Raw genomic sequence first — 23994 nt, forward strand, 5'->3', positions numbered from 1 at the left:
TGATGCTATGGAAGTGTTAAAAGAACAAAATCTCTCTCTTTCATCAGCACTCAGATTATTTTTAAAGAATGTTGTCGTAACAAATGAAGTAGATTTACTAAGTGAAGAGGAATTAGAGAAGGAGTATTTGTTTAGACAATTACAAGCAGAAGTTCAAGAAAGTTATGCCAAGATTGAGGCTGGAAATTACTTGACAGATGAGGATGTCGTGACACGCTATGGATTATAAAAAATATAGGATTTTGTATTCCCCTAGAGTGATTGATAGTCTGGATAAAATATATCAGTATATAGCAGAGGAAATTGGTTCTGTAGAGGCTGCGAGACGAAAAGTAGCGAATATTAGAAAAGATATTAATCGGCTGGAAATTTTCCCCCAAGCTGGATTCGATGCCGATGAAAAATTTGGGAAGAGATTAGATCCTCACTACCAAACGAGAGGATTGACCTTGAGTAAGGATTACATCGTATTCTATACAATTGTTGATGATACTGTCAGGCTTGCTTATCTACTCCCTTCAAAAAGTGATTACATGAAATTATTTAAGACCGAGTCAAGATATGACTGACTTAGAATCTAGATGAGTTATATTTAGTGACGAATAAAAATCCTAGTTTGGCATTGCCAAACTAGGATTTTCTAATTCTTCTTTGTCTTCGATAGCCGTTGAGTTTTTTATTTTCCCAGTAGCTATTGAATATTCTCTCTTTATTTTCTCGATTGATTTCTAAAAAGTAAGCATAAATTAAATCAATCCAAAAAAGCATTGGAAGTTGAGAGGAGATACGCTGAATATAGGATGATTGATTGTGACTAGCAACTAGTACAGTTTCAGTATACAGTTGGTTTTCTTTGTTTGGTACACTGGTAAAGAGAACTGTTTTTGCTCCCATTTCTTTAGCATCTAACAAGCTGTCCAGAATAGATTGAGTAGATCCAGATAGTGAAAAGCCTAGAACCAAGCAATTGTCATCCATGATACTAGTAGTCCAAGCAAAGCCATCTTGATCGGTTATGGCTTCACAGACAACTCCTAAACGCATAAAGCGTAATTTCATCTCACGAGCGACAAGGCCAGAGCTTCCAGTGCCAAAAAAATAGACTCTTTCAGCATCTTCTATCATATTAGCTATTCGTTCTATTTGATTTTCATTAATTAATTCTTGAGTTTGTTCTCGCATATTGCTATAGCTTCTGAGAACACCTTGGATAAGAGGATTATGGGTCGATAGCTGAAGATTTTGGTTATCAATTTGATGTTGGTATTGGAAAATAAATTCTCTATAGCCAGTAAAACCACACTTTTTAGCAAAACGGGTTAGAGCCGCCTGGGAAATATGAAGTTTCTGAGCAACGTTTTGTGATGATAAATCATCCTGTATCGTATCGACCTGTAAGAAATAGCGAGCAATTTCTTGCTCTAATTCAGTTAATTCATCAAAGTGGAGATCAATAATAGAGGGAATATCTTGATTGTTCATGGGATTCCTTTGTATGATTTATATTAAATTGAAAGTCAAAAATTTTCTATTGTTTGATATTATTATACCATATAAAATAATGATAATTAAATAAAAAAGAAAAGCTCTTTTAAAAATCAAATAAAGTGTTCCCATTTTCCATAATTTTCTTCTCAATTTGTGGTACAATGAAGAATGAGACTTTAAATAGAAATGAGACTGACTTGTATGAGAAAATTTGATAGCCATTCGATTCCGATTCGGCTTAATTTATTGTTTTCAATTGTTATTTTGCTCTTTATGACCATCATTGGTCGCCTGCTTTACATGCAGGTTTTGAACGAAGATTTTTATGAGACAAAACTAGCATCGGCAAGTAAAACAAAGGTGACAACTAGTTCGGCTCGTGGACAAATCTACGATGCAACAGGGAAACCTCTCGTCGAAAACACCATCAAGCAAGTTGTATCTTTTACAAGGAACAACAAGATGACGGCTGCAGATTTAAAAGAAACAGCCAAGAAGTTGCTAGCCTATGTGGGAGTTTCTTCTCCAACATTGACTGATCGACAGTTAGCAGACTATTACCTAGCAGATCAAGATGTTTATAAGAAGGCAGTGGAAAGTTTACCACGTGAGAAACGCCTTGATTCTGATGGGAATCAATTATCTGAGTCTGAGCTTTACAATAACACAGTAGAAAGCATAGATCCAAGTCAATTTACCTACTCGGATGACGAAAAGAAAGAAATTTACCTCTTTAGCCAACTCAATGCAGTAGAAAATTTTGCGACAGGAACCGTTGCGACAGATTCCTTGACAGATACACAGATTGCCTTGATAGCTTCGGCCTCTAAGAATTTACCTGGTATCAGTATTTCGACTTCGTGGGATCGAAAGGTTCTAGATACCTCACTTTCGTCTATAGTAGGAAGTGTATCTAGTGAAAAAGCTGGTCTACCAGCTGAAGAAGCAGATGCTTATATCAAAAAGGGTTATTCTCTAAACGACCGTGTTGGAACCTCTTATCTAGAAAAACAATATGAAGAAACCTTGCAAGGGAAACGCTCGGTGAAAGAAATCCATCTAGACAAGTATGGCAATATGGAAAGTGTCGAAAATGTCGAAGATGGTACCAAAGGGAACAATATTAAACTGACCATCGATTTGGCCTTCCAAGATAGCGTGGACAATCTGCTTAAGAGTTATTTCAATTCCGAACTGGGAAATGGAGGAGCCAGATATTCTGAAGGTGTTTATGCAGTTGCTTTGAACCCAAAAACAGGTGCAGTTTTGTCTATGTCAGGGCTAAAACATGACTTGAAAACGGGAGATTTAACGCCTGATTCCTTGGGAACAGTGACCAATGTCTTTGTCCCAGGTTCGGTTGTCAAGGCCGCAACCATCAGCTCTGGTTGGGAGAATGGAGTCTTGTCAGGGAACCAGACCTTGACAGACCAACCGATTGTCTTCCAAGGTTCAGCTCCGATTAATTCTTGGTACACTCAGGCCTACGGTTCATTTCCGATTACAGCTGTAGAAGCCTTGGAGTATTCATCTAATACCTACATGGTTCAAACGGCTTTGGGCATCATGGGTCAGACCTATCAACCCAATATGTTTGTTTTAACTAACAATTTAGAATCCGCTATGGGGAAACTTCGTTCGACATTTGCTGAATATGGTCTTGGAGCCTCAACAGGCATTGACCTTCCAGATGAGTCAACTGGTTTTATACCAAAAGAGTATAATTTTGCTAATTACATTACCAATGCATTTGGTCAGTTTGATAACTACACCCCAATGCAATTGGCCCAGTACGTTGGAACTATTGCCAACAACGGTGTTCGGATTGCACCTCACATTGTCGAGGGGATTTATGGAAACAACGAACAAGGTGGTTTAGGAAACTTAATCCAATATGTTGAAACCAAGGAAATGAATAAAATTAATATTTCTGAGTCTGATGTTTCCATCCTCCAACAAGGATTTTATCAAGTTTCACATGGTGGGAGTACTCTGACGACAGGTCGTGCCTTTTCCAATGGTGCAGCTGTATCCATTAGTGGGAAAACAGGTACCGCCGAAAGTTATGTTGCGGGAGGTCAAAAAGCCGACAACACCAACGCCGTGGCCTATGCCCCATCAGATAATCCTCAAATCGCTGTAGCTGTTGTCTTTCCACATAACACCAATCTTACAAATGGTGTCGGACCTTCCATTGCGCGCGACATTATCAACCTCTATAACCAATATCATCCAATGAATTAGAAAGGAATATATGCTTTATCCAACACCTATTGCCAAGCTAATTGATAGTTATTCCAAGTTACCGGGTATCGGGATTAAGACGGCTACCCGTCTGGCCTTCTATACTATTGGAATGTCTGATGACGATGTCAATGAATTTGCCAAAAATCTCCTTTCTGCGAAGAGAGAGCTGACCTACTGTTCCATCTGCGGTCGCCTGACTGATGACGATCCTTGCTCTATCTGTACTGATCCGACTCGTGACCAGACAACGATTTTAGTTCTCGAGGATAGTCGTGATGTGGCAGCTATGGAGAACATCCAAGAATACCATGGACTCTATCATGTCCTGCATGGCCTCATTTCCCCCATGAATGGCATCAGTCCAGATGATATCAATCTCAAGAGCCTTATGACTCGTCTGATGGATAGCGAGGTTTCAGAAGTGATTGTGGCCACAAATGCTACGGCAGATGGGGAAGCGACTTCCATGTATCTTTCACGCTTGCTCAAGCCAGCTGGGATCAAGGTTACGCGCCTGGCGAGAGGTCTCGCTGTGGGTGCGGATATCGAGTATGCGGACGAAGTCACACTCTTACGAGCCATTGAAAATCGAACAGAGTTGTAAGCAGAGACAAATTAACGAACTCAATTCATTTATATAAAAAATCAAGGAGGCTGAAAATCGTTCCTATCGGCCTCTTTTTGTATAGTGTGATGAGTAGAATCAGGTTCAAGTTTCAAAAAAAGAAGCAAATATGATATACTAAAGAACGAGTATTCTAGTAGAATTGGAACAAGTAATATGAAACAAACGATTATTCTTTTATATGGTGGGCGTAGTGCAGAGCGTGAAGTCTCTGTTCTTTCAGCTGAGAGTGTCATGCGTGCGGTCAACTACGATCGTTTCACAGTCAAGACTTTCTTTATCAGCCAGTCAGGTGACTTTATTAAAACGCAAGAATTTAGCCAGACTCCTGGTCAAGAGGACCGTCTCATGACCAATGAAACTATTGATTGGGATAAGAAAGTTGCTCCAAGTGCTATCTATGAAGAAGGGGCAGTGATCTTTCCAGTCCTTCACGGTCCGATGGGAGAGGATGGCTCTGTTCAAGGATTCTTGGAAGTTTTGAAAATGCCTTACGTTGGTTGCAACATCTTGTCATCTAGCCTTGCCATGGACAAAATCACCACCAAGCGTGTGTTGGAATCTGCTGGTATTGCCCAAGTTCCTTATGTGGCCATCGTTGAAGGGGATGATGTGATTGCTAAAATCGCTGAAGTGGAAGAAAAATTGACTTATCCAGTTTTCACAAAACCATCAAACATGGGTTCTAGTGTCGGTATTTCTAAGTCTGAAAATCAAGAGGAACTTCGCCAAGCTTTGGAACTTGCCTTCCGATATGACAGTCGTGTCTTGATTGAGCAAGGGGTGAATGCCCGTGAAATCGAGGTTGGTCTCTTGGGTAACTATGATGTCAAGAGCACGTTGCCAGGAGAAGTTGTCAAGGATGTTGCCTTCTACGACTATGATGCCAAGTATATTGATAACAAGATTACTATGGACATCCCAGCCAAAATCAGTGATGATGTGGTAGCTGTCATGCGTCAAAATGCAGAAACAGCCTTCCGTGCCATTGGTGGCCTCGGTCTCTCTCGTTGCGATTTCTTCTATACAGACAAGGGAGAGATTTTCCTAAACGAGCTTAATACCATGCCAGGTTTCACCCAGTGGTCTATGTACCCACTACTTTGGGACAATATGGGAATCAGCTATCCAGAACTAATCGAGCGTTTGGTTGACCTTGCTCAGGAAAGCTTTGACAAGCGCGAAGCGCATTTGCTATAAAAATGAAAGAGAGGGTAGGAGCCAGAACCATCACTGCAAGGTGACTAGAGTTCTCGAGCTTCGACCCTTTTTAAAGGAGTAGAAATGAAATTAACTATCCACGAAGTTGCCCAAGCTGTTGGAGCTAAAAATGATATCAGCATTTTTGAGGATACCCAGTTAGAGAAAGCTGAGTTTGACAGTCGTTTGATTGCGACAGGAGATCTATTTGTCCCCCTCAAGGGTGCGCGTGATGGCCATGACTTTATCGAAACAGCCTTTGAAAATGGTGCTGCTGTAACCCTGTCTGAGAAAGAAATCGCAAATCATCCTTATATTTTAGTAGATGATGTTTTGATTGCCTTTCAAACTCTAGCAGCCTACTATCTTGAGAAAACGGCTGTTGATGTCTTTGCAGTTACAGGTTCAAATGGCAAGACAACGACTAAGGATATGTTGGCGCACTTGCTATCGACAACCTACAAGACCTACAAAACACAAGGAAACTACAATAATGAGATTGGTCTTCCCTACACAGTTCTCCATATGCCTGAAGGAACAGAAAAGTTAGTCTTGGAGATGGGGCAGGACCACTTGGGAGATATTCATCTCTTGTCTGAGTTGGCTCATCCAAAAACAGCCATTGTGACCCTGGTTGGAGAGGCTCATTTGGCCTTTTTCAAAGACCGTTCAGAGATTGCTAAAGGAAAAATGCAAATTGCAGACGGGATGTCTTCGAATTCCTTGCTCTTGGCACCAGCCGACTCCATTGTAGAGGCCTACTTGCCAACGGATAAAAAGGTGGTCCGTTTTGGGCAAGGAGCAGAGCTGGAAATTACAGACTTGGTTGAGCGTAAGGATAGTCTGACCTTTAAGGCTAATTTTTTGGGACAAGTTCTCGATTTGCCAGTGACTGGTAAGTACAATGCCACCAATGCTATGATTGCATCCTATGTTGCCCTACAAGAAGGAGTTTCAGAGGAGCAAATTCGTTTGGCCTTCCAACATCTTGAATTGACGCGTAATCGTACTGAGTGGAAGAAAGCAGCCAATGGAGCAGATATTCTGTCTGACGTATACAATGCCAATCCAACTGCTATGAAGTTGATTTTAGAGACTTTCTCTGCCATTCCAGCCAATGAAGGTGGCAAGAAAATTGCGGTTTTAGCGGACATGAAGGAACTCGGTGACCAGTCTGTTCAGCTTCATAATCAGATGATCTTGAGCCTTTCGCCAGATGTGCTGGATACCGTTATTTTTTATGGAGAAGATATCGCAGAATTGGCTCAACTCGCCAGTCAAATGTTCCCAATCGGCCACGTTTACTACTTCAAAAAAACAGCCGACGAGGACCAATTTGAGGCTATGACTAAGCAGGTCAAGGAAAGCCTTGGAGTCCATGACCAAATCCTACTAAAAGGATCCAACTCTATGAATTTAGCCAAGTTGGTAGAAAGTTTAGAACATGAAGACAAGTGATTTTGTCAAGTATTTGCAAAGAATGATTGCCATTACAGATACTGGCTTAACCTTTACAAAGGATCCTTTTGACCGTGAGCGTTATGAGGACTTGCGGGTCCTTTTATCTGAAATGCTGAATCAGGGATTAGATATAGATTCAGAAGAAGTGGCAGAAGTTATGAAACCAACTTCCGCTTATGCAACTCCTCTGATGGACGTCCGTGCTTGGATTGTTGAGGACGAAAAGATTTGTCTGGTTAGGGGACAAGGGGAAGATAGTTGGGCTTTGCCAGGTGGCTTTGGTGAGGTTGGCTATTCTCCAACTGAAAATATTCTCAAGGAAATTGAAGAAGAAACTGGCTCTGAAGCTAAAGTTGAAAGACTGCTAGCTGTTTTTGATACCAATCGTTTCCAACTACAGAGCAAACAATATGCAAAGTTTGTTTTTGAATGTAAGCTTCTTGATGGACAATTCCAAGAAAATCAAGAAATCGCTGATCTTCAATTTTTTGCCATTGATCAACTGCCAGCCTTATCTGAAAAACGCATTACCAAGGAGCAAATAGAGATTCTTTGGCAGGTTTATCAAGGTCAGAGGGAGCAATATCTTGACTAAGAAGATGATTATCGTATTTCTAAATCCATTTTTGACAAATAGCATGGTATAATAATATGCAGGAAAATTTTGAATCATGAGGAAGACTAGATGAATTTATGGGACATTTTCTTTACGACTCAGGCAACAGAGCCACCTAAGTTTGATCTTTTTTGGTATGTTAGCCTCTTTACTCTCTTAGCCTTAACTTTTTATACAGCCTATCGCTATCGTGAAAAGAAGGTTTACCAACGATTTTTCCAAATCTTGCAAGCTGTTCAGTTGATCCTACTTTATGGCTGGTATTGGGTTAATCATATGCCACTATCAGAAAGCTTACCCTTTTACCATTGCCGTATGGCTATGTTTGTGGTGCTCTTGCTTCCTGGTCAGTCCAAATATAGGCAGTATTTTGCATTATTGGGAACATTTGGGACATTAGCAGCCTTTGTTTATCCAGTGCCAGATGCCTATCCATTCCCCCATATTGCGATTTTATCCTTTATCTTTGGGCACTTAGCTCTCTTGGGAAACTCACTCGTTTATCTCTTGAGACAGTATGATGCAAAAATGCTAGATGTGAAGGGAATTTTTCTCATGACCTTTGCCCTAAATGCCTTGATTTTTGTGGTCAATTTGGTAACAGGTGGAGATTACGGATTCTTGACAAAACCGCCATTGGTTGGGGATCATGGCTTAGTAGCTAATTATTTGATCGTGTCAGTAGCCTTGTCTGCCGCGATTACCTTGACAAAGAAAATCTTGGAACTATTTTTAGCACAAGAAGCAGAAAAAATGATTGCAAAGAAAGCTTAGAAATGAGCTTTCTTTTTTCATAAATCTGATTTTTTATAATTTGTTTGGAAAATAAAAAGCTGATGAGCAAAAGTGAAAAAATAGCAAGTAAATTTAGGAAAAAACTAAGCACGATTGGATTTTTTGTGTTATAATATTTTGTGAATAGCTATGCCCTATTTTAGCTATATTGAATAGAAGTTAGAAACTTGGAAGATAGAGAGGATGCGATGTAATGGCTAGAGATGGTTTTTTTACAGGCTTAGATATTGGAACCAATTCGATTAAGGTATTGGTTGCTGAGCTTAGAAATGGTGAACTAAACGTAATTGGTGTAAGTAATGCCAAGAGTAAAGGTGTAAAAGATGGGATTATCGTTGATATTGAAGCAGCAGCAACTGCTATTAAGTCGGCTATTTCCCAGGCAGAGGAAAAAGCAGGCATTTCAATCAAATCAGTGAATGTTGGTTTGCCTGGAAATCTTTTGCAAGTAGAACCAACTCAAGGAATGATTCCAGTGACATCTGATACAAAAGAAATTACAAATCAAGATGTCGAGAATGTTGTCAAATCAGCCTTGACAAAGAGTATGACACCGGATCGTGAAGTCATTACTTTTATTCCAGAAGAATTTATCGTAGATGGTTTCCAAGGTATTCGTGACCCGCGTGGAATGATGGGGGTGCGTCTTGAAATGCGTGGTTTGCTTTACACAGGGCCACGTACTATTCTTCACAATTTACGCAAGACAGTTGAGCGTTCAGGTGTACAAGTTGAAAATATTATTATTTCACCATTGGCTTTGGTTCGTTCAGTCTTGAACGAAGGCGAGCGTGAATTTGGAGCTACTGTGATTGATATGGGAGCAGGTCAAACAACTGTTGCTACAATCCGTAACCAAGAACTTCAGTTTACAAATATTCTTCAAGAAGGTGGAGATTATGTCACAAAAGATATCTCTAAAGTCTTGAAGACTTCACAGAAATTAGCTGAAGGATTGAAATTGAACTATGGGGAAGCCTACCCATCACTTGCCAGCAATGAAACTTTCCAAGTTGAAGTGATTGGTGAAGTAGAGCCTGTAGAAGTTACAGAAAGCTACTTGGCAGAGATTATTTCAGCTCGCATTAAACACATTTTTGAACAGATTAAACAAGAGTTGGAAAGAAGACATTTGTTGGATCTTCCAGGTGGAATTGTTCTGATTGGTGGAAATGCTATTTTACCAGGTATTGTAGAACTTGCACAGGAAGTCTTTGGTGTTGGTGTCAAACTTTACGTTCCAAATCAAGTTGGAATCCGTAACCCTGCCTTTGCTCATGTGATTAGCTTGTCTGAATTTGCGGGACAATTGACAGAAGTACATCTCTTGGCTCAACGAGCAGTTAAGGGTGAGGATACTTTGCGTCACCAACCAATCAATTTTGGTGGGATGATTCAACGTGTCACCCAGGTGTCACAACCTACCCCGATTCAATCAGCTTCAAATACAGAGGTGGAACCATCAGCTTCTACTAACGTAGTTGCTCCGAAAGAGGATAAAGTATCTTCTCAAAATAAACCAAAAATCGCAGATCGCTTCCGTGGCTTAATCGGAAGCATGTTTGATGAATAAAAGAGGAAAAATAAACTATGACATTTTCATTTGATACAGCGGCTGCTCAAGGTGCAGTTATTAAAGTAATCGGTGTTGGTGGAGGTGGCGGTAACGCTATTAACCGCATGGTTGACGAAGGTGTTACGGGCGTAGAATTTATCGCAGCAAACACAGATGTACAAGCTTTGAGTAGTACTAAAGCAGAGACAGTAATTCAATTGGGTCCTAAATTGACTCGTGGCTTGGGTGCTGGAGGTCAACCTGAAGTTGGTCGAAAAGCTGCTGAAGAGAGCGAAGAAACATTAACAGCTGCTATTAGCGGAGCGGATATGGTCTTCATTACTGCGGGTATGGGTGGTGGATCAGGCACTGGTGCAGCTCCTGTTATTGCTCGTATTGCTAAAGATTTAGGTGCTCTTACAGTTGGTGTTGTGACACGTCCTTTCGGTTTTGAAGGAAGCAAACGTGGTCAATTTGCTGTTGAAGGAATCAACCAACTTCGCGAACATGTAGATACCCTATTGATTATTTCAAACAACAACTTGCTTGAAATTGTTGATAAGAAAACTCCACTTCTTGAAGCACTCAGCGAAGCTGATAACGTACTTCGCCAAGGTGTTCAAGGGATTACAGATTTGATTACAAATCCTGGTTTGATTAACCTTGACTTTGCCGATGTGAAAACAGTTATGGCAAATAAAGGGAATGCTTTAATGGGTATCGGTATCGGTAGTGGAGAAGAACGTGTGGTAGAAGCAGCTCGTAAGGCAATCTACTCACCACTTCTTGAAACAACTATTGACGGTGCTGAAGATGTTATCGTCAACGTTACTGGTGGACTTGACTTAACTTTGATTGAAGCAGAAGAAGCATCAGAAATCGTTAACCAAGCAGCTGGTCAAGGAGTGAACATCTGGTTGGGAACATCTATTGATGAAAGCATGCGTGATGAAATTCGCGTAACAGTTGTTGCAACAGGTGTTCGTCAAGATCGTGTTGAAAAAGTTGTTGGACATGCACCAAAACAAGTTGTTCGTCATGAACAAGTGAGTCCAAGTCATACACGTAACTATGACCGTCACTATGACATGGCTGAAACTGCAGAAATTCCAAGTCCAGCACCTCGCCGTACAGAAACTTCTAAAACATCAGCATTTGGTGATTGGGATTTGCGTCGTGAGACGATTGTTCGTCCAACTGATTCAGTTGTATCGCCAGTTGAACGTTTCGAAGCACCATCTTTAGAAGAGGATGAATTAGAAACTCCTCCATTTTTCAAAAATCGTTAAGTAAATGAATTTGAAAGAAAATACAGAACGTGTTTTTCAACAAATAAAGGATGCAAGTCAGCAGGCAGGAAGAGAAGATAATTCTGTTTCAGTTGTTGCTGTTACAAAATATGTAGACGTACCGACAGCGGAGGCTTTGCTTCCGCTAGGTGTGCATCATATTGGTGAAAATCGTGTAGATAAGTTCCTTGAGAAATATCAAGCTTTAAAAGACCAAGATATTAGTTGGCATTTGATTGGCACTTTGCAAAGACGTAAGGTTAAGGATGTTATTCAATATGTTGATTATTTCCATGCTTTGGATTCATTAAAGCTAGCAGAGGAAATTCAAAAGAGAAGTGACCGAGTTATTAAGTGTTTCTTACAAGTGAATATCTCAAGGGAAGAGAGCAAACATGGTTTTTCAAAGGAAGAACTATTGGAACTCTTGCCAGAGTTGGCAACCTTAGATAAAATTGAATATGTAGGCTTGATGACAATGGCTCCTTTTGAAGCTAGTAGTGATGAGTTGAAAGAGATTTTTAAAGCTACACAGGATTTGCAACTAGAAATTAGAGAAAAACAAATTCCCAATATGCCAATGATGGACTTGAGTATGGGGATGAGTCGTGACTACAAGGAAGCGATTGAATTTGGCTCAACATTTGTCAGAATTGGCACAGCATTTTTTAAATAGGAAAGAAAGATGTCTTTAAAAGATAGATTTGATAGATTTATAGATTATTTTACAGAAGATGGAGAAGATGTTGCTACTACTTATCAGCCTAAAGCTGAGGAACCGATTGTGGCTCCAGTTCCTTCTGTAAAAGAGTTGCCTCAACAAGTTGCGACCACACCATCTAAAGAAAAAAATATTACTCGTCTTCATGCCCGTCAACAAGAGTTGGCTATGCAAAGTCAACGTTCTACTGATAAGGTGACAATTGATGTTCGTTATCCACGTAAATACGAAGATGCTACAGCTATTGTTGATTTATTAGCTGGTAACGAAAGTATTTTGATTGATTTCCAATATATGACAGAAGTTCAAGCTCGTCGTTGTTTGGACTATCTGGATGGGGCACGTCATGTTTTAGCTGGTAACATGAAAAAGGTAGCATCTACTATGTACCTACTGACGCCAGTTGATGTTGTCGTCAATATTGAAGATATCAAAATTCCAGATGAATCACAAAATGGTGAATTTGGTTTTGATATGAAACGTACGAGAGTGAAATAATGCTCTTTCTCATTCGTTTTATTCAAAATGCAGTGGATATCTATTCACTGATTTTAGTCGTTTTTGCTCTGATGTCTTGGTTCCCCAATGCTTATGAATCGCGTCTAGGTCGCTTGATTATTAGCTTAGTGAAACCGATAATAGCTCCTTTACAACGTTTACCCCTTCAGATTGCAGGACTTGACTTGTCTGTCTGGATTGCGGTTTTATTAGTGCATTTTTTAGGGAACCAATTGATTCGACTTTTAGTGATGTTTCTATGAACAAGATGATCTATCAGCACTTTTCTAAGAATGATTCGTCTTTTATTGATAAGGGAGCAGAATGGATAAAAAAGGTAGAAGACTCTTATTCTCCATTTTTAACACCTTTTGTAAATCCTCATCAGGAAAAGATTTTAAAAGTTCTAGCCTCAACGAACGGCATCTCCTACATGAGCAGTCGGCAGTTTCTTGAAACTGAATACGTGCGGATACTCCTGTATCCTGATTATTTTGAACCCAAATTCTCTGATTTTGAACTATCCTTGCAAGAAATAGTTTATTCTAATAAGTTTGAACGTTTAACGCATGCAAAAATATTAGGGACTGTTTTAAATCAGTTGGGAATCGATAGGAAGCTGTTTGGTGATATCTTAGTCAATGAAGAGAGAGCACAGATTATCATTAATCGACAGTTTACTCTCCTTTTCCAAGACGGCATTACGAAAATTGCCCGTCTACCTGTTCGTCTAGAAGAACGGGATTTTACTGAGAAAATTGCTACAGTAGAAGATTATCAAGAATTGGATATTTGTATCGCTAGTTCTAGATTAGATGTTTTCCTAGCGGGGGTCTTCAAACTGTCAAGAAATCAGGCAAATCAGTTAATTGAAAAGCAGGCAGTTCAAGTTAATTACCATTTAGTTGAAAAATCAGATTATACAGTTCAAGTTGGTGACTTGATTAGTGTAAGGAAATTCGGTCGATTGAAACTCGTTAGAGATAATGGGCAAACAAAAAAAGATAAAAAGAAATTAACGGTCCAATTGTTATTAAGTAAGTGAGGAAAAATATGCCAATTACATCGTTAGAAATCAAAGATAAAACCTTTAACACACGCTTCAGAGGCTTTGATCAAGAAGAAGTAGATGAATTTTTAGATATTGTAGTCCGTGATTATGAGGATTTAGTTCGCTCTAATCATGATAAGGATTTACATATTAAGAGTTTGGAAGAGCGTTTGTCTTACTTTGATGAGATGAAAGATTCATTAAGCCAGTCTGTATTGATTGCACAAGATACAGCTGAACGAGTAAAACAAGCTGCAGCTGAACGTTCAAATAATATTATCCATCAAGCAGAGCAAGATGCGCAACGTTTGTTGGAAGAAGCTAAATACAAGGCTAATGAAATTCTTCGTCACGCAACGGATAATGCTAAGAAAGTTGCAGTTGAAACAGAAGAATTGAAGAACAAGAGCCGTGTCTTCCACCAACGTCTCAAATCAACAATTGAGAGCCAGTTAGCAATTGTTGAATCATCAGATTGGGAAGACATTCTTCGCCCAACAGCGACTTATCTACAAACAAGTGATGAGGCCTTTAAAGAAGTGGTTAGCGAAGTTTTAGGTGACTCTGTCTTACAACAACATTCAGAGGAAGAACCAATTGATATTACTCGCCAGTTTTCTCCTGAGGAAATGGCAGAGTTACAGGCTCGTATCGAAGCAGCTAATAAGGAACTTGCAGAAGTTGAAGCAAGAGCTACACAAGAACAGGTTGTTTCACCAGTTCAGGCTGTTGAGGAAAGTCCAGCTCATCCAGTTGGTCCGATGTATGAAGAGCCAGAAGTAGCCCCAAGTCATTACTCAGGCCCAACACCAGCTACTGAAGCTGTAAACTCAGAACCAGGATTTGTGGCACCGCAAGAATCTGTTACAATTTTATAAGAAATGATCTGAGAACAATATCTTATCCTTATATTTCCAGCGAGCAGGAGATGGTGTGAGTCCTGTAATCCCTATTGATAAGATTATCCTCTCAAAAACTCAAGTCTGAAGCTAGTAAGATTTGACGTTTCCCACGTTACGGGATAAGAGGGAGAAAGACTAAATCTTTTTCCGAACAAAGGTGGTACCACGATTTTCGTCCTTTTTGGCAGTCGTGGTTTTTAATTTGTTATTATTTATAAAGGAGATACCATGAAACTCAAAGATACCCTTAATCTTGGGAAAACAGCTTTCCCAATGCGTGCAGGTCTTCCTACTAAAGAGCCAGTTTGGCAAAAGGAATGGGAAGATGCAAAACTTTACCAACGTCGTCAAGAATTGAACCAAGGAAAACCTCATTTCACCTTGCATGATGGCCCTCCATATGCAAACGGAAATATCCACGTTGGACACGCTATGAACAAGATTTCAAAAGATATCATTGTTCGATCAAAATCTATGTCAGGTTTTTACGCACCATTTATCCCAGGTTGGGATACTCATGGTCTGCCAATCGAGCAAGTTTTGGCAAAACAAGGTGTCAAACGTAAAGAAATGGATTTGGTTGAGTACTTGAAACTTTGCCGTGAATATGCTCTTTCTCAAGTAGATAAACAACGCGAAGACTTTAAACGTTTGGGTGTTTCTGGTGACTGGGAAAATCCATATGTGACCTTGACTCCTGATTATGAAGCAGCACAAATCCGTGTCTTCGGTGAAATGGCTAACAAGGGTTATATCTACCGTGGTGCTAAGCCAGTTTACTGGTCTTGGTCATCAGAGTCTGCCCTTGCTGAAGCAGAGATTGAATACCATGATTTGATTTCAACTTCCCTTTACTATGCCAATAAGGTGAAAGATGGCAAAGGTGTTCTAGATACAGATACTTACATCGTTGTCTGGACAACTACTCCATTTACCATCACAGCATCTCGTGGTTTGACGGTTGGAGCGGATATTGATTACGTTTTGGTTCAACCTGCTGGTGAAGCTCGTAAGTTTGTAGTAGCTGCAGAATTGTTGACTAGTTTGTCTGAAAAATTTGGTTGGTCTGATGTTCAAGTGTTGGCAACTTACCGTGGTCAAGAATTGAACCACATTGTAACAGAACACCCATGGGATACAGCTGTAGATGAGTTGGTGATCCTTGGTGACCACGTTACGACTGACTCTGGTACAGGTATTGTCCATACAGCTCCTGGTTTTGGTGAGGATGACTACAATGTCGGTATTGCTAATGGTCTTGAAGTCGCAGTGACTGTTGATGAACGTGGTATTATGATGGCTAATGCTGGTCCTGAGTTTGAAGGTCAGTTCTACGACAAGGTTGTTCCAACTGTTATCGAAAAACTTGGTAGCCTCCTTCTTGCTCAAGAAGAAATCTCTCACTCATACCCATTTGACTGGCGTACAAAGAAACCAATCATCTGGCGTGCAGTTCCACAATGGTTTGCATCAGTTTCTAAATTCCGCCAAGAAATCTTGGATGAAATTGAAAAAGTAAAATTCCACTCAGAATGGGGTAAAGTTCGTCTTTACAATATGATCCGTGACCGTGGCGACTGGGTTATCTCTCGTCAACGTGCTTGGGGTGTTCCACTTCCTATCTTCTACGCTGAAGATGGTACAGCTATCATGACTGCTGAAACGATTGAACATGTGGCTCAGCTCTTTGAAGCACATGGTTCAAGCATTTGGTGGGAACGTGATGCTAAGGACCTCTTGCCAGAAGGATTTACTCATCCAGGTTCACCAAATGGTGAGTTCAAGAAAGAAACAGATATCATGGACGTATGGTTTGACTCAGGTTCATCATGGAATGGGGTTGTAGTAAACCGTCCTGAGTTGACTTACCCAGCAGACCTTTACCTAGAAGGTTCTGACCAATACCGTGGTTGGTTCAACTCATCACTCATCACATCTGTTGCCAACCATGGTGTAGCACCTTACAAGCAAATCTTGTCACAAGGTTTTGCCCTTGACGGTAAAGGTGAGAAGATGTCTAAATCTCTTGGAAATACCATTGCTCCAAGTGATGTTGAAAAACAATTTGGTGCAGAAATCTTGCGTCTCTGGGTAACAAGTGTTGACTCAAGCAACGATGTGCGTATCTCTATGGATATCTTGAGCCAAGTCTCTGAAACTTACCGTAAGATTCGTAACACCCTTCGTTTCTTGATTGCCAATACATCTGACTTTAACCCAACTCAAGATACAGTAGCTTACGATGAGCTTCGTTCAGTTGATAAGTACATGACTATTCGCTTTAACCAGCTTGTCAAGACCATTCGTGACGCTTATGCAAACTTTGAATTCTTGACAATCTACAAGGCTTTGGTGAACTTTATCAACGTTGATTTGTCAGCCTTTTACCTTGATTTTGCCAAAGATGTTGTTTATATCGAAGGTGCTAAATCATTGGAACGCCGTCAAATGCAGACTGTCTTCTATGACATTCTTGTCAAAATCACCAAACTTTTGACACCGATCCTTCCTCACACTGCGGAAGAAATCTGGTCATACCTTGAGTTTGAAGTAGAAGACTTCGTTCAATTGTCAGAATTGCCAGAAGCAGAGACATTTGCTAATCAAGAAGAAATCTTGGATACATGGGCTGCCTTCATGGACTTCCGTGGACAAGCTCAAAAAGCCTTGGAAGAAGCTCGTAATGCAAAAGTAATCGGTAAATCACTTGAAGCACACTTGACAGTTTATCCAAACGAAATTGTGAAAACTCTACTCGAAGCAGTAAACAGCAATGTAGCTCAACTTTTGATTGTGTCTGAATTGACCATCGCAGAAGGACCAGCTCCAGAAGCTGCCGTTAGCTTCGAAGATGTAGCCTTTACAGTTGAACGCGCTGCAGGTGAAGTGTGTGACCGTTGCCGTCGCATCGACCCAACAACCGCAGAACGCAGCTACCAGGCAGTTATCTGTGACCACTGTGCAAGCATCGTAGAAGAAAACTTTGCGGACGCTGTCGCAGAAGGATTTGAAGAGAAATAAGGTTGTTGTATGATACTAAGAAGGAAAAGGATTGCCAAACAGTCCTTTCCTTTTTGGTTTTGACTAGCTTTTTTGTGAAAAATTGTGTAAAATAGAATAGATAAACGAGGGGAAACCTCGGAAAATTTAAAGGAGAATCCATCTAATGGTAAAATTGGTTTTTGCTCGCCACGGTGAGTCTGAATGGAACAAAGCTAACCTTTTCACTGGTTGGGCTGATGTTGATTTGTCTGAAAAAGGTACACAACAAGCGATTGACGCTGGTAAATTGATCAAAGAAGCTGGTATCGAATTTGATCAAGCTTACACTTCAGTATTGAAACGTGCTATCAAAACAACTAACTTGGCTCTTGAAGCTTCTGACCAATTGTGGGTTCCAGTTGAAAAATCATGGCGCTTGAACGAACGTCACTACGGTGGTTTGACTGGTAAAAACAAGGCTGAAGCTGCTGAGCAATTTGGTGATGAGCAAGTTCACATCTGGCGTCGTTCATACGATGTATTGCCTCCAAACATGGACCGTGATGATGAGCACTCAGCTCACACAGACCGTCGTTATGCTTCACTTGACGACTCAGTTATCCCAGATGCTGAAAACTTGAAAGTGACTTTGGAACGTGCTCTTCCATTCTGGGAAGATAAAATCGCTCCAGCTCTTAAAGATGGTAAAAACGTATTCGTAGGAGCTCACGGTAACTCAATCCGTGCCCTTGTAAAACACATCAAAGGTTTGTCAGATGACGAAATCATGGACGTAGAAATCCCTAACTTCCCACCATTGGTATTCGAATTCGACGAAAAATTGAACGTAGTTTCTGAATACTACCTTGGAAAATAAAAAATTGTAAGTCTAGAATTGATTTCTAGGCTTTTTGTTTTTGTTCCCAGTTTTCAACTATTTGAAAAAGCGATATAATGATATTAATACTCAATGAAAATCAAAGAGCAAACTAGGAAGCTAGGGGTAGGCTGCTCAAAACACTGTTTTGAGGTTGTGGATAGAACTGACGAAGTCAGCTCAAAACACTGTTTTGAGGTTGTAGATAAGACTGACGAAGTCAGCTCAAAACACTGTTTTGAGGTTGTAGATAAGACTGACGAAGTCAGTAACCATACCTACGGCAAGGTGAAGTTGATGTGGTTTGAAGAGATTTTCGAAGAGTATAAATATGAAAGAAAGAGAAAATGATATGGCTTATATTGAGATGAAACACTGTTACAAGCGTTATCAGGTTGGGGACACGGAGATTGTGGCCAATCGTGATGTGAATTTTGAGATTGAAAAGGGTGAATTGGTTATCATTCTAGGAGCGTCTGGTGCAGGCAAGTCAACAGTTCTTAACCTTCTTGGGGGAATGGATACCAATGACGAGGGGGAAATCTGGATTGATGGTGTCAATATTGCAGACTATAGTTCCTACCAGCGCACCAATTACCGCCGTAATGATGTGGGGTTTGTTTTTCAGTTTTACAATCTAGTGTCCAATCTAACTGCTAAGGAAAATGTGGAACTGGCTTCTGAAATCGTGACGGATGCCTTGAATCCTGAACAGGTCTTGACAGATGTAGGTCTGGCTCATCGTCTCAATAACTTTCCAGCCCAGCTTTCTGGAGGGGAGCAACAGCGAGTCTCCATTGCACGCGCGGTAGCCAAAAATCCTAAAATCCTCCTTTGTGATGAACCGACTGGAGCCTTGGATTATCAGACGGGCAAGCAGGTTTTGAAAATTCTCCAAGACATGTCTCGTCAAAAGGGAGCGACGGTAATCATCGTGACTCACAATAGCTCGCTAGCTCCTATCGCAGATCGCGTGATTCATATGCATGATGCCAGTGTCAAGGATGTGGTGATCAACCAGCATCCTCAGGATATCGACAGTTTGGAGTACTAGCATGATCAAGCGAAAAACCTATTGGAAGGACTTAATTCAGTCCTTCACAGGCTCCAAGGGACGTTTTTTATCCATCTTGACTCTGATGATGTTGGGATCTCTAGCTCTAGTAGGTCTCAAAGTGACTAGCCCCAATATGGAGGCGATCGCCAATGCTTATTTAACCACTGCTCAAACCTTGGATTTGGCAGTCATGTCTAACTATGGCTTGGATCAAGCAGATCAAAAAGAACTAGAACAGATGCAGGGTGCAGAGGTTGAGTTTGGCTATTTGACAGATGTGACTATGGATAATGGGCAGGATGCCATTCGGCTGTACTCCAAACCAGAGCGAATTTCAACCTTTCAGCTAAGAGAGGGGCGACTTCCGCAGTCAGACCAGGAAATCGCTTTGGCAAGTCATCTGCAAGGCCAATACAGCGTGGGACAGGAGATTAGCTTTAAAGAAAAAGAAGAGGGTCATTCCTCTTTAAAAGACCATACTTATACCATTACTGGTTTTGTGGATTCGGCTGAAATCCTTTCCCAGCGAGATATGGGTTACGCAGGAAGTGGAAGTGGGACTCTGACAGCCTACGGGGTGATTTTACTTAGTCAGTTTGATCAGAAAGTCTACAATATAGCTCGTTTGAAATATCAAGATTTAGCAGGTTTAAATGCTTTTTCATCAGCTTATGAAGAAAAATCCAAGCAACATCAGGAAGATCTTGAACAAGCTTTGTCAGATAATGGCAAGACACGTCTGCAACTCTTGAAAAAAGAAGGACAAGAGTCTCTAGACAAAGGTCAAGAGACCCTTGACAAGGCTGAGACTAATTTGCAGGAAGGCAAGCGTCGTTTAGCAGCTGCTCAAGCTCGTTTACAGGCTCAGGAAAGTCAACTAGCCTTGCTTCCTCAAGCACAGAGAGAGCAGGCCAGTGCTCAACTTACCCAAGCCAAGCAGGAATTGAGCAAGGAAGAGGACAAACTAAAGCAGGCTGAACAAAATCTAGCACAAGAAAAGGAGAAACTGGAAAAACATCAGCAAGTCTTGGATGATTTGGCGGAGCCAAGGTATCAGGTCTATAATCGTCAGACCATACCAGGTGGTCAGGGATATCTCATGTACAGTAATGCTTCAGCCAGTATTCGGGCAGTGGGCAATATCTTTCCTGTGGTGCTTTATGCTGTTGCAGCTATGGTGACCTTCACAACTATGACCCGTTTTGTGGATGAAGAGCGAACTCATGCAGGAATTTTTAAGGCCTTGGGCTATCGCAGTAAGGATATTATCGCTAAGTTTCTCCTCTATGGTCTAGTAGCTGGGACTGTCGGAACTGCTCTAGGCAGTATACTTGGTCATTATTTGCTAGCCAGTGTGATTTCAAGTGTTATTACAAAAGGTATGGTGGTGGGAGGAACCCAGATTCAGTTCTATTGGACCTATAGCATACTAGCTCTTGGATTGAGTTGGTTGGCGAGTGTCTTACCAGCCTATCTGGTGGCTCGGAGGGAACTTCATGATGAAGCAGCTCAGCTTTTACTGCCTAAACCACCTGTCAAAGGAGCTAAAATCTTACTGGAGCGTATCGGTTTTATCTGGTACCGTCTCAGTTTTACTCATAAGGTAACAGCCCGCAATATCTTCCGTTATAAGCAGAGAATGTTGATGACAATCTTTGGTGTGGCAGGTTCTGTAGCTCTGCTCTTTGCAGGTTTGGGAATCCAATCCTCTGTAGCAGGAGTTCCGTCTAGACAGTTTCAACAAATCCAACAGTATCAGATGATTGTCTCTGAAAATCCTAGTGCGACCAATCAGGACAAGGCAGAGTTGGAAGAAGTGTTAAAAGGTCAAGATATCCAAGCCTACCAGAAAATCTATTCTAAAACGTTAGACAAGGATTTCAAAGGCAAGGCTGGTCTTCAGACCATTACCCTTATGATGACAGAGAAGGAAGATTTGACACCCTTTATCCATCTGCAAAATCATCAGCAGGAACTGACATTAAAAGATGGCGTCGTTATTACAGCTAAACTTGCCCAGCTGGCAGGTGTTAAGGTTGGACAGACTTTAGAAATTGAAGGTAAGGAGCTAAAGGTTGCTGCCATTACTGAGAACTATGTTGGTCACTTTATTTATATGAGTCAAACTAGCTATGATCAACTTTACGGACAGCTACCCCAAGCCAACACTTATCTGGTTTCGTTAAGGGATACCAGTGCTACTAGTATCGAAAGACAGGCCGGCTTACTTATGAATCAAGCTGCGGTGTCAAGCGTCGTCCAGAATGCTTCAGCCATTCGGCTCTTTGACTCGGTCGCAAGTTCACTCAATCAGACCATGACAATCTTGGTAATCGTATCGGTTCTATTGGCTATTGTTATCCTTTACAATCTGACCAATATCAACGTAGCTGAGAGAATCCGTGAACTCTCCACTATCAAGGTTCTTGGTTTTCATAATAATGAAGTCACCCTCTATATTTATCGTGAGACGATTGTGCTGTCCCTTGTGGGAATCGTACTTGGTCTGGTAGCTGGTTTCTATTTACACCAGTTTTTGATTCAAATGATTTCGCCAGCGACTATTCTCTTTTATCCGCAGGTAGGCTGGGAAGTCTATGTAATCCCAGTGGCAGCAGTAAGTACCATTTTGACCTTGCTAGGTTTCCTTGTTAATCGCCATCTGAGAAAGGTTGATATGCTTGAAGCCTTGAAATCTGTAGAGTAATACTCAATAAAAATCTCTTCAAATCACGTCAGCTATATCCACAACCTCAAAACAGTGTCTTGAGCAACCTACGGCTAGTTTCCTAGTTTGCTCTTTGATTTTCATTGAGTATAAGGTAGTTGTTTTTATCTGATTGAAATTATATTTACTCGTAAATCATGACCACCCGTCAAACGGATGGTTTGTCCCAGGGCTATAAGCCCAAATTACCAGCCAGCGCCTAAAGACGCTGGCTTTCACGTTGTTCAAGCCTCATTTCTCTTGACTCGTCACTTGCCTCTCAAAGAGGCTTTAGTATTACTTACCACTATCCCTAAAGGAATCTTCACATAATTATAAGGCTGATAGTATTAATTTCACTATCAGCCTTACAGGTTATTTAACGTTTCAGAAAAACTATAATGTCAAGATTAACTAAACAGTATCTAATTCCTTCAAATAATTTTCTATCTTCATCAACATTAAAGGATTGTTATAAATCTTACATAACTCTCTTGCTTCTATATAATAATTTTTGACTTGTTCTTTGTCTAGAAATTTGGCTCCAGCATTTCCTACAAGAATAAGTAGAGGAGCCAGTTGGTAGCTTGTCTGTCTTTGTTTACAGAGTTCAATCGTCTCAAGAGCTTCTTGGATAGCTTCGTTATATTTTTCCTTTGACACTAGGTAGTGAGCGTAGTTGTAACGAACTCTGATGTAGCCAAATAAAAACTCTTAATGCTCAAAATTTTTTGTCTGATATAACTCCATTAAATGAGAGTAGTTTGCCTCATATTCTTGTTCACGACCCACTAAGGAATAGAAATTAGATAGAGTATTCAATGCCTTTAAATAAATCAGAGTATTTGAGGAGACTTTTAATAATATATTTTCCAATGAAGAAATTGCCTCACACTTACTGTCATATTGATAGAAATCAATAATAGCTTTAATCCATTCAAGGTAAGTTCGGTCTTCTAGTGTTAGAAAAGTACTTCGTTCAATCTCTATTCTATAAATATATTCCAAATCGTCATAATTTCTATCATCTAATAGGCGAATAGATAATTGCTTGAAATTAGAGAGATTAGATTTAATTTCAATTTGTTCATTAAAAAAGTAATCTAATGGTACTTCAAGTCGTTGTGAGAGTTTGAACAAAAGGTCTGCGGAGGGAATGAAATGCCCTCTCTCAATTTTACTAATCTGGCTTTGTTCACAAATTCCTTCTGCAAGAGTTTGTTGGGAGAGTCTCAACTCTTTTCTTTTCAATCTAAATTTCTCTGCTTTGCTTAATTTCATTATAAAATTTTTAGTTCAAAATAGCAAGTTAAAGGGATGAATAATTCTATATAGTAATAAAAAAACAAAAAAGTCAAAATTACATAAAAATGCTTGCCTAAATAAAATATATCTGTTAAAATAAAAATAAGGAAACAGAAAAGGGTTTCATTGCATGAGAAAAAAACGTGGAATTCAGAAACTAGCTATATTAGCATTACTAGGTGTTTTTACGTTTAGTAACACAATTCCTTACCAACAGTTATTCAGAAGAATAAACGATTGGAGATTCGAGTACAATCACAAAAGAAGTCCAATAGTCTTGATGTTGGGAAGGCTGATTGATTTCGTATTACTTTAAAATTCAACTATTTAGAGAAAGGTATTCTGATGAGAGCTTGTAACAATACCAGATAGATATAAGAATGGAGATGTTTGATAAAATGCTTTCATAGCTAACCAACTGTTGAAAATTATGAGTTACAAAATCTAAAGTATTTAAGATTGGTTTATAAAATTAGGTCTCTGTCTGTAGAAAGGAACGTGTAGTTAGAAAGGAGGAAAAAATAGGATACTATAATTCAGACTGAGATTTCTAATTAAAAATTGAAGAAGATTCTTTTATCAATAGTTTAGTAAGCTTGTTAGTTTATAGAGGGCAGT

Annotated in this window: 21 protein-coding genes and 2 pseudogenes; 21 read left to right on the forward strand and 2 right to left on the reverse strand. The window is 40.1% G+C overall.

Going from position 1 to position 23994, the window contains the following annotated elements:
* The coding region (locus tag SK629_RS03160; protein ID WP_042900540.1) for a hypothetical protein at positions 1–229 on the forward strand (229 nt) is incomplete at its 5' end.
* Positions 219–569, forward strand: a complete 351-nt coding sequence (locus SK629_RS03165; RefSeq protein WP_042900542.1) for a type II toxin-antitoxin system RelE/ParE family toxin — start codon at positions 219–221, stop codon at positions 567–569. The genes SK629_RS03160 and SK629_RS03165, both read left to right, overlap by 11 nt.
* A 61-nt stretch (positions 570–630) precedes the next feature.
* Here SK629_RS03165 and SK629_RS03170 read toward each other — a convergent pair whose 3' ends face one another.
* Positions 631–1482 (reverse strand): MurR/RpiR family transcriptional regulator, encoded by an 852-nt coding sequence (locus tag SK629_RS03170; RefSeq protein WP_042900543.1) that lies wholly within the window; start codon positions 1480–1482, stop codon positions 631–633.
* A gap of 192 nt (positions 1483–1674) precedes the next feature.
* On the opposite strand from SK629_RS03170, the gene pbp2b reads away from it, so the two are divergent.
* From pbp2b to SK629_RS03265, 18 genes are all read left to right on the forward strand, one after another.
* Complete coding sequence (gene pbp2b / locus SK629_RS03175) at positions 1675–3732, forward strand: penicillin-binding protein PBP2B (RefSeq protein WP_080710192.1); 2058 nt, start codon at positions 1675–1677, stop codon at positions 3730–3732.
* A gap of 10 nt (positions 3733–3742) precedes the next feature.
* The gene (gene recR / locus SK629_RS03180; RefSeq protein ID WP_000966754.1) at positions 3743–4339 is read left to right on the forward strand and encodes a recombination mediator RecR; all 597 of its coding nucleotides are present in this window, start codon (positions 3743–3745) and stop codon (positions 4337–4339) included.
* 177 nt (positions 4340–4516) lie between these two features.
* Positions 4517–5560, forward strand: coding sequence for a D-alanine--D-alanine ligase (locus SK629_RS03185; protein WP_042900545.1), 1044 nt, complete (start codon positions 4517–4519; stop codon positions 5558–5560).
* Positions 5561–5644: 84 nt separating this feature from the next.
* Positions 5645–7018 (forward strand): UDP-N-acetylmuramoyl-tripeptide--D-alanyl-D-alanine ligase, encoded by a 1374-nt coding sequence (locus SK629_RS03190; protein ID WP_042900546.1) that lies wholly within the window; start codon positions 5645–5647, stop codon positions 7016–7018.
* Positions 7005–7616: an NUDIX hydrolase N-terminal domain-containing protein gene (locus SK629_RS03195; RefSeq protein WP_042900547.1), complete on the forward strand. Its 612-nt coding sequence runs from the start codon at positions 7005–7007 to the stop codon at positions 7614–7616. The genes SK629_RS03190 and SK629_RS03195 overlap by 14 nt, the downstream gene beginning before the upstream one ends.
* Positions 7617–7706: 90 nt before the next feature.
* A complete protein-coding gene (locus SK629_RS03200) occupies positions 7707–8411 on the forward strand; it encodes a TIGR02206 family membrane protein (RefSeq protein ID WP_042900548.1) in 705 nt (234 codons plus the stop codon).
* Between the two features lie 214 nt (positions 8412–8625).
* The gene (gene ftsA / locus SK629_RS03205; RefSeq protein WP_042900549.1) at positions 8626–10005 is read left to right on the forward strand and encodes a cell division protein FtsA; all 1380 of its coding nucleotides are present in this window, start codon (positions 8626–8628) and stop codon (positions 10003–10005) included.
* A gap of 17 nt (positions 10006–10022) precedes the next feature.
* Entirely contained in the window at positions 10023–11276 is a 1254-nt protein-coding gene (gene ftsZ, locus SK629_RS03210; RefSeq protein ID WP_033683255.1) for a cell division protein FtsZ, read from the forward strand.
* A gap of 4 nt (positions 11277–11280) precedes the next feature.
* The gene (locus tag SK629_RS03215; protein WP_042900550.1) at positions 11281–11952 is read left to right on the forward strand and encodes a YggS family pyridoxal phosphate-dependent enzyme; all 672 of its coding nucleotides are present in this window, start codon (positions 11281–11283) and stop codon (positions 11950–11952) included.
* A gap of 9 nt (positions 11953–11961) precedes the next feature.
* Positions 11962–12495 (forward strand): cell division protein SepF, encoded by a 534-nt coding sequence (locus tag SK629_RS03220; protein WP_042900551.1) that lies wholly within the window; start codon positions 11962–11964, stop codon positions 12493–12495.
* Positions 12495–12758 carry a YggT family protein gene (locus SK629_RS03225; RefSeq protein WP_042900552.1) on the forward strand — a complete coding sequence of 88 codons (264 nt, stop codon included), beginning with the start codon at positions 12495–12497 and terminating at the stop codon, positions 12756–12758. Before SK629_RS03220 ends, SK629_RS03225 begins: the two co-directional genes overlap by 1 nt.
* Positions 12755–13540 (forward strand): RNA-binding protein, encoded by a 786-nt coding sequence (locus SK629_RS03230; RefSeq protein WP_042900553.1) that lies wholly within the window; start codon positions 12755–12757, stop codon positions 13538–13540. The genes SK629_RS03225 and SK629_RS03230 overlap by 4 nt, the downstream gene beginning before the upstream one ends.
* 8 nt (positions 13541–13548) lie before the next feature.
* Positions 13549–14424, forward strand: a complete 876-nt coding sequence (locus SK629_RS03235) for a DivIVA domain-containing protein (protein ID WP_042900554.1) — start codon at positions 13549–13551, stop codon at positions 14422–14424.
* A gap of 252 nt (positions 14425–14676) precedes the next feature.
* On the forward strand, positions 14677–17469 hold the full coding sequence (gene ileS / locus SK629_RS03245; protein ID WP_042900555.1) for an isoleucine--tRNA ligase: 2793 nt from the start codon (positions 14677–14679) through the stop codon (positions 17467–17469).
* A gap of 145 nt (positions 17470–17614) precedes the next feature.
* A complete protein-coding gene (locus SK629_RS03250) occupies positions 17615–18307 on the forward strand; it encodes a phosphoglycerate mutase (protein ID WP_000240129.1) in 693 nt (230 codons plus the stop codon).
* Between the two features lie 93 nt (positions 18308–18400).
* The gene (locus SK629_RS12585) at positions 18401–18658 is read left to right on the forward strand and encodes a hypothetical protein (RefSeq protein ID WP_042900556.1); all 258 of its coding nucleotides are present in this window, start codon (positions 18401–18403) and stop codon (positions 18656–18658) included.
* Position 18659: 1 nt separating this feature from the next.
* Positions 18660–19361: an ABC transporter ATP-binding protein gene (locus SK629_RS03260; RefSeq protein WP_042900644.1), complete on the forward strand. Its 702-nt coding sequence runs from the start codon at positions 18660–18662 to the stop codon at positions 19359–19361.
* Position 19362: 1 nt separating this feature from the next.
* Entirely contained in the window at positions 19363–22071 is a 2709-nt protein-coding gene (locus SK629_RS03265; RefSeq protein ID WP_042900557.1) for an FtsX-like permease family protein, read from the forward strand.
* A 414-nt stretch (positions 22072–22485) separates the two neighbouring features.
* Here the strand turns inward: SK629_RS03265 and SK629_RS03270 are convergent.
* Positions 22486–23352, reverse strand: a pseudogene (locus tag SK629_RS03270) (helix-turn-helix domain-containing protein).
* Positions 23353–23506: 154 nt separating this feature from the next.
* Between SK629_RS03270 and SK629_RS12815 the strand changes: the two are divergent.
* Positions 23507–23676, forward strand: a pseudogene (locus tag SK629_RS12815) (PhrA family quorum-sensing system peptide).
* Positions 23677–23994: the final 318 nt, after the last annotated feature.

The sequence above is a fragment of the Streptococcus mitis genome (genome assembly GCF_000722695.1).
GTDB classification, from domain to species: Bacteria; Bacillota; Bacilli; order Lactobacillales; family Streptococcaceae; genus Streptococcus; species Streptococcus mitis_O.

Bases quoted from the DNA above. Each gene is read 5' to 3' on its own strand.
- SK629_RS03165 (WP_042900542.1), top strand. From the start codon at position 219: ATGGATTATAAAAAATATAGGATTTTGTATTCCCCTAGAGTGATTGAT.
- ileS (WP_042900555.1), top strand. From the start codon at position 14,677: ATGAAACTCAAAGATACCCTTAATCTTGGGAAAACAGCTTTCCCAATG.
- SK629_RS03190 (WP_042900546.1), top strand. From the start codon at position 5,645: ATGAAATTAACTATCCACGAAGTTGCCCAAGCTGTTGGAGCTAAAAAT.
- SK629_RS03215 (WP_042900550.1), top strand. From the start codon at position 11,281: ATGAATTTGAAAGAAAATACAGAACGTGTTTTTCAACAAATAAAGGAT.
- SK629_RS03225 (WP_042900552.1), top strand. From the start codon at position 12,495: ATGCTCTTTCTCATTCGTTTTATTCAAAATGCAGTGGATATCTATTCA.
- SK629_RS03265 (WP_042900557.1), top strand. From the start codon at position 19,363: ATGATCAAGCGAAAAACCTATTGGAAGGACTTAATTCAGTCCTTCACA.
- recR (WP_000966754.1), top strand. From the start codon at position 3,743: ATGCTTTATCCAACACCTATTGCCAAGCTAATTGATAGTTATTCCAAG.
- ftsA (WP_042900549.1), top strand. From the start codon at position 8,626: ATGGCTAGAGATGGTTTTTTTACAGGCTTAGATATTGGAACCAATTCG.
- pbp2b (WP_080710192.1), top strand. From the start codon at position 1,675: ATGAGACTGACTTGTATGAGAAAATTTGATAGCCATTCGATTCCGATT.
- SK629_RS03230 (WP_042900553.1), top strand. From the start codon at position 12,755: ATGAACAAGATGATCTATCAGCACTTTTCTAAGAATGATTCGTCTTTT.
- SK629_RS03185 (WP_042900545.1), top strand. From the start codon at position 4,517: ATGAAACAAACGATTATTCTTTTATATGGTGGGCGTAGTGCAGAGCGT.
- ftsZ (WP_033683255.1), top strand. From the start codon at position 10,023: ATGACATTTTCATTTGATACAGCGGCTGCTCAAGGTGCAGTTATTAAA.
- SK629_RS03170 (WP_042900543.1), bottom strand. From the start codon at position 1,482: ATGAACAATCAAGATATTCCCTCTATTATTGATCTCCACTTTGATGAA.
- SK629_RS03260 (WP_042900644.1), top strand. From the start codon at position 18,660: ATGGCTTATATTGAGATGAAACACTGTTACAAGCGTTATCAGGTTGGG.
- SK629_RS12585 (WP_042900556.1), top strand. From the start codon at position 18,401: ATGAAAATCAAAGAGCAAACTAGGAAGCTAGGGGTAGGCTGCTCAAAA.
- SK629_RS03235 (WP_042900554.1), top strand. From the start codon at position 13,549: ATGCCAATTACATCGTTAGAAATCAAAGATAAAACCTTTAACACACGC.
- SK629_RS03200 (WP_042900548.1), top strand. From the start codon at position 7,707: ATGAATTTATGGGACATTTTCTTTACGACTCAGGCAACAGAGCCACCT.
- SK629_RS03195 (WP_042900547.1), top strand. From the start codon at position 7,005: ATGAAGACAAGTGATTTTGTCAAGTATTTGCAAAGAATGATTGCCATT.
- SK629_RS03250 (WP_000240129.1), top strand. From the start codon at position 17,615: ATGGTAAAATTGGTTTTTGCTCGCCACGGTGAGTCTGAATGGAACAAA.
- SK629_RS03220 (WP_042900551.1), top strand. From the start codon at position 11,962: ATGTCTTTAAAAGATAGATTTGATAGATTTATAGATTATTTTACAGAA.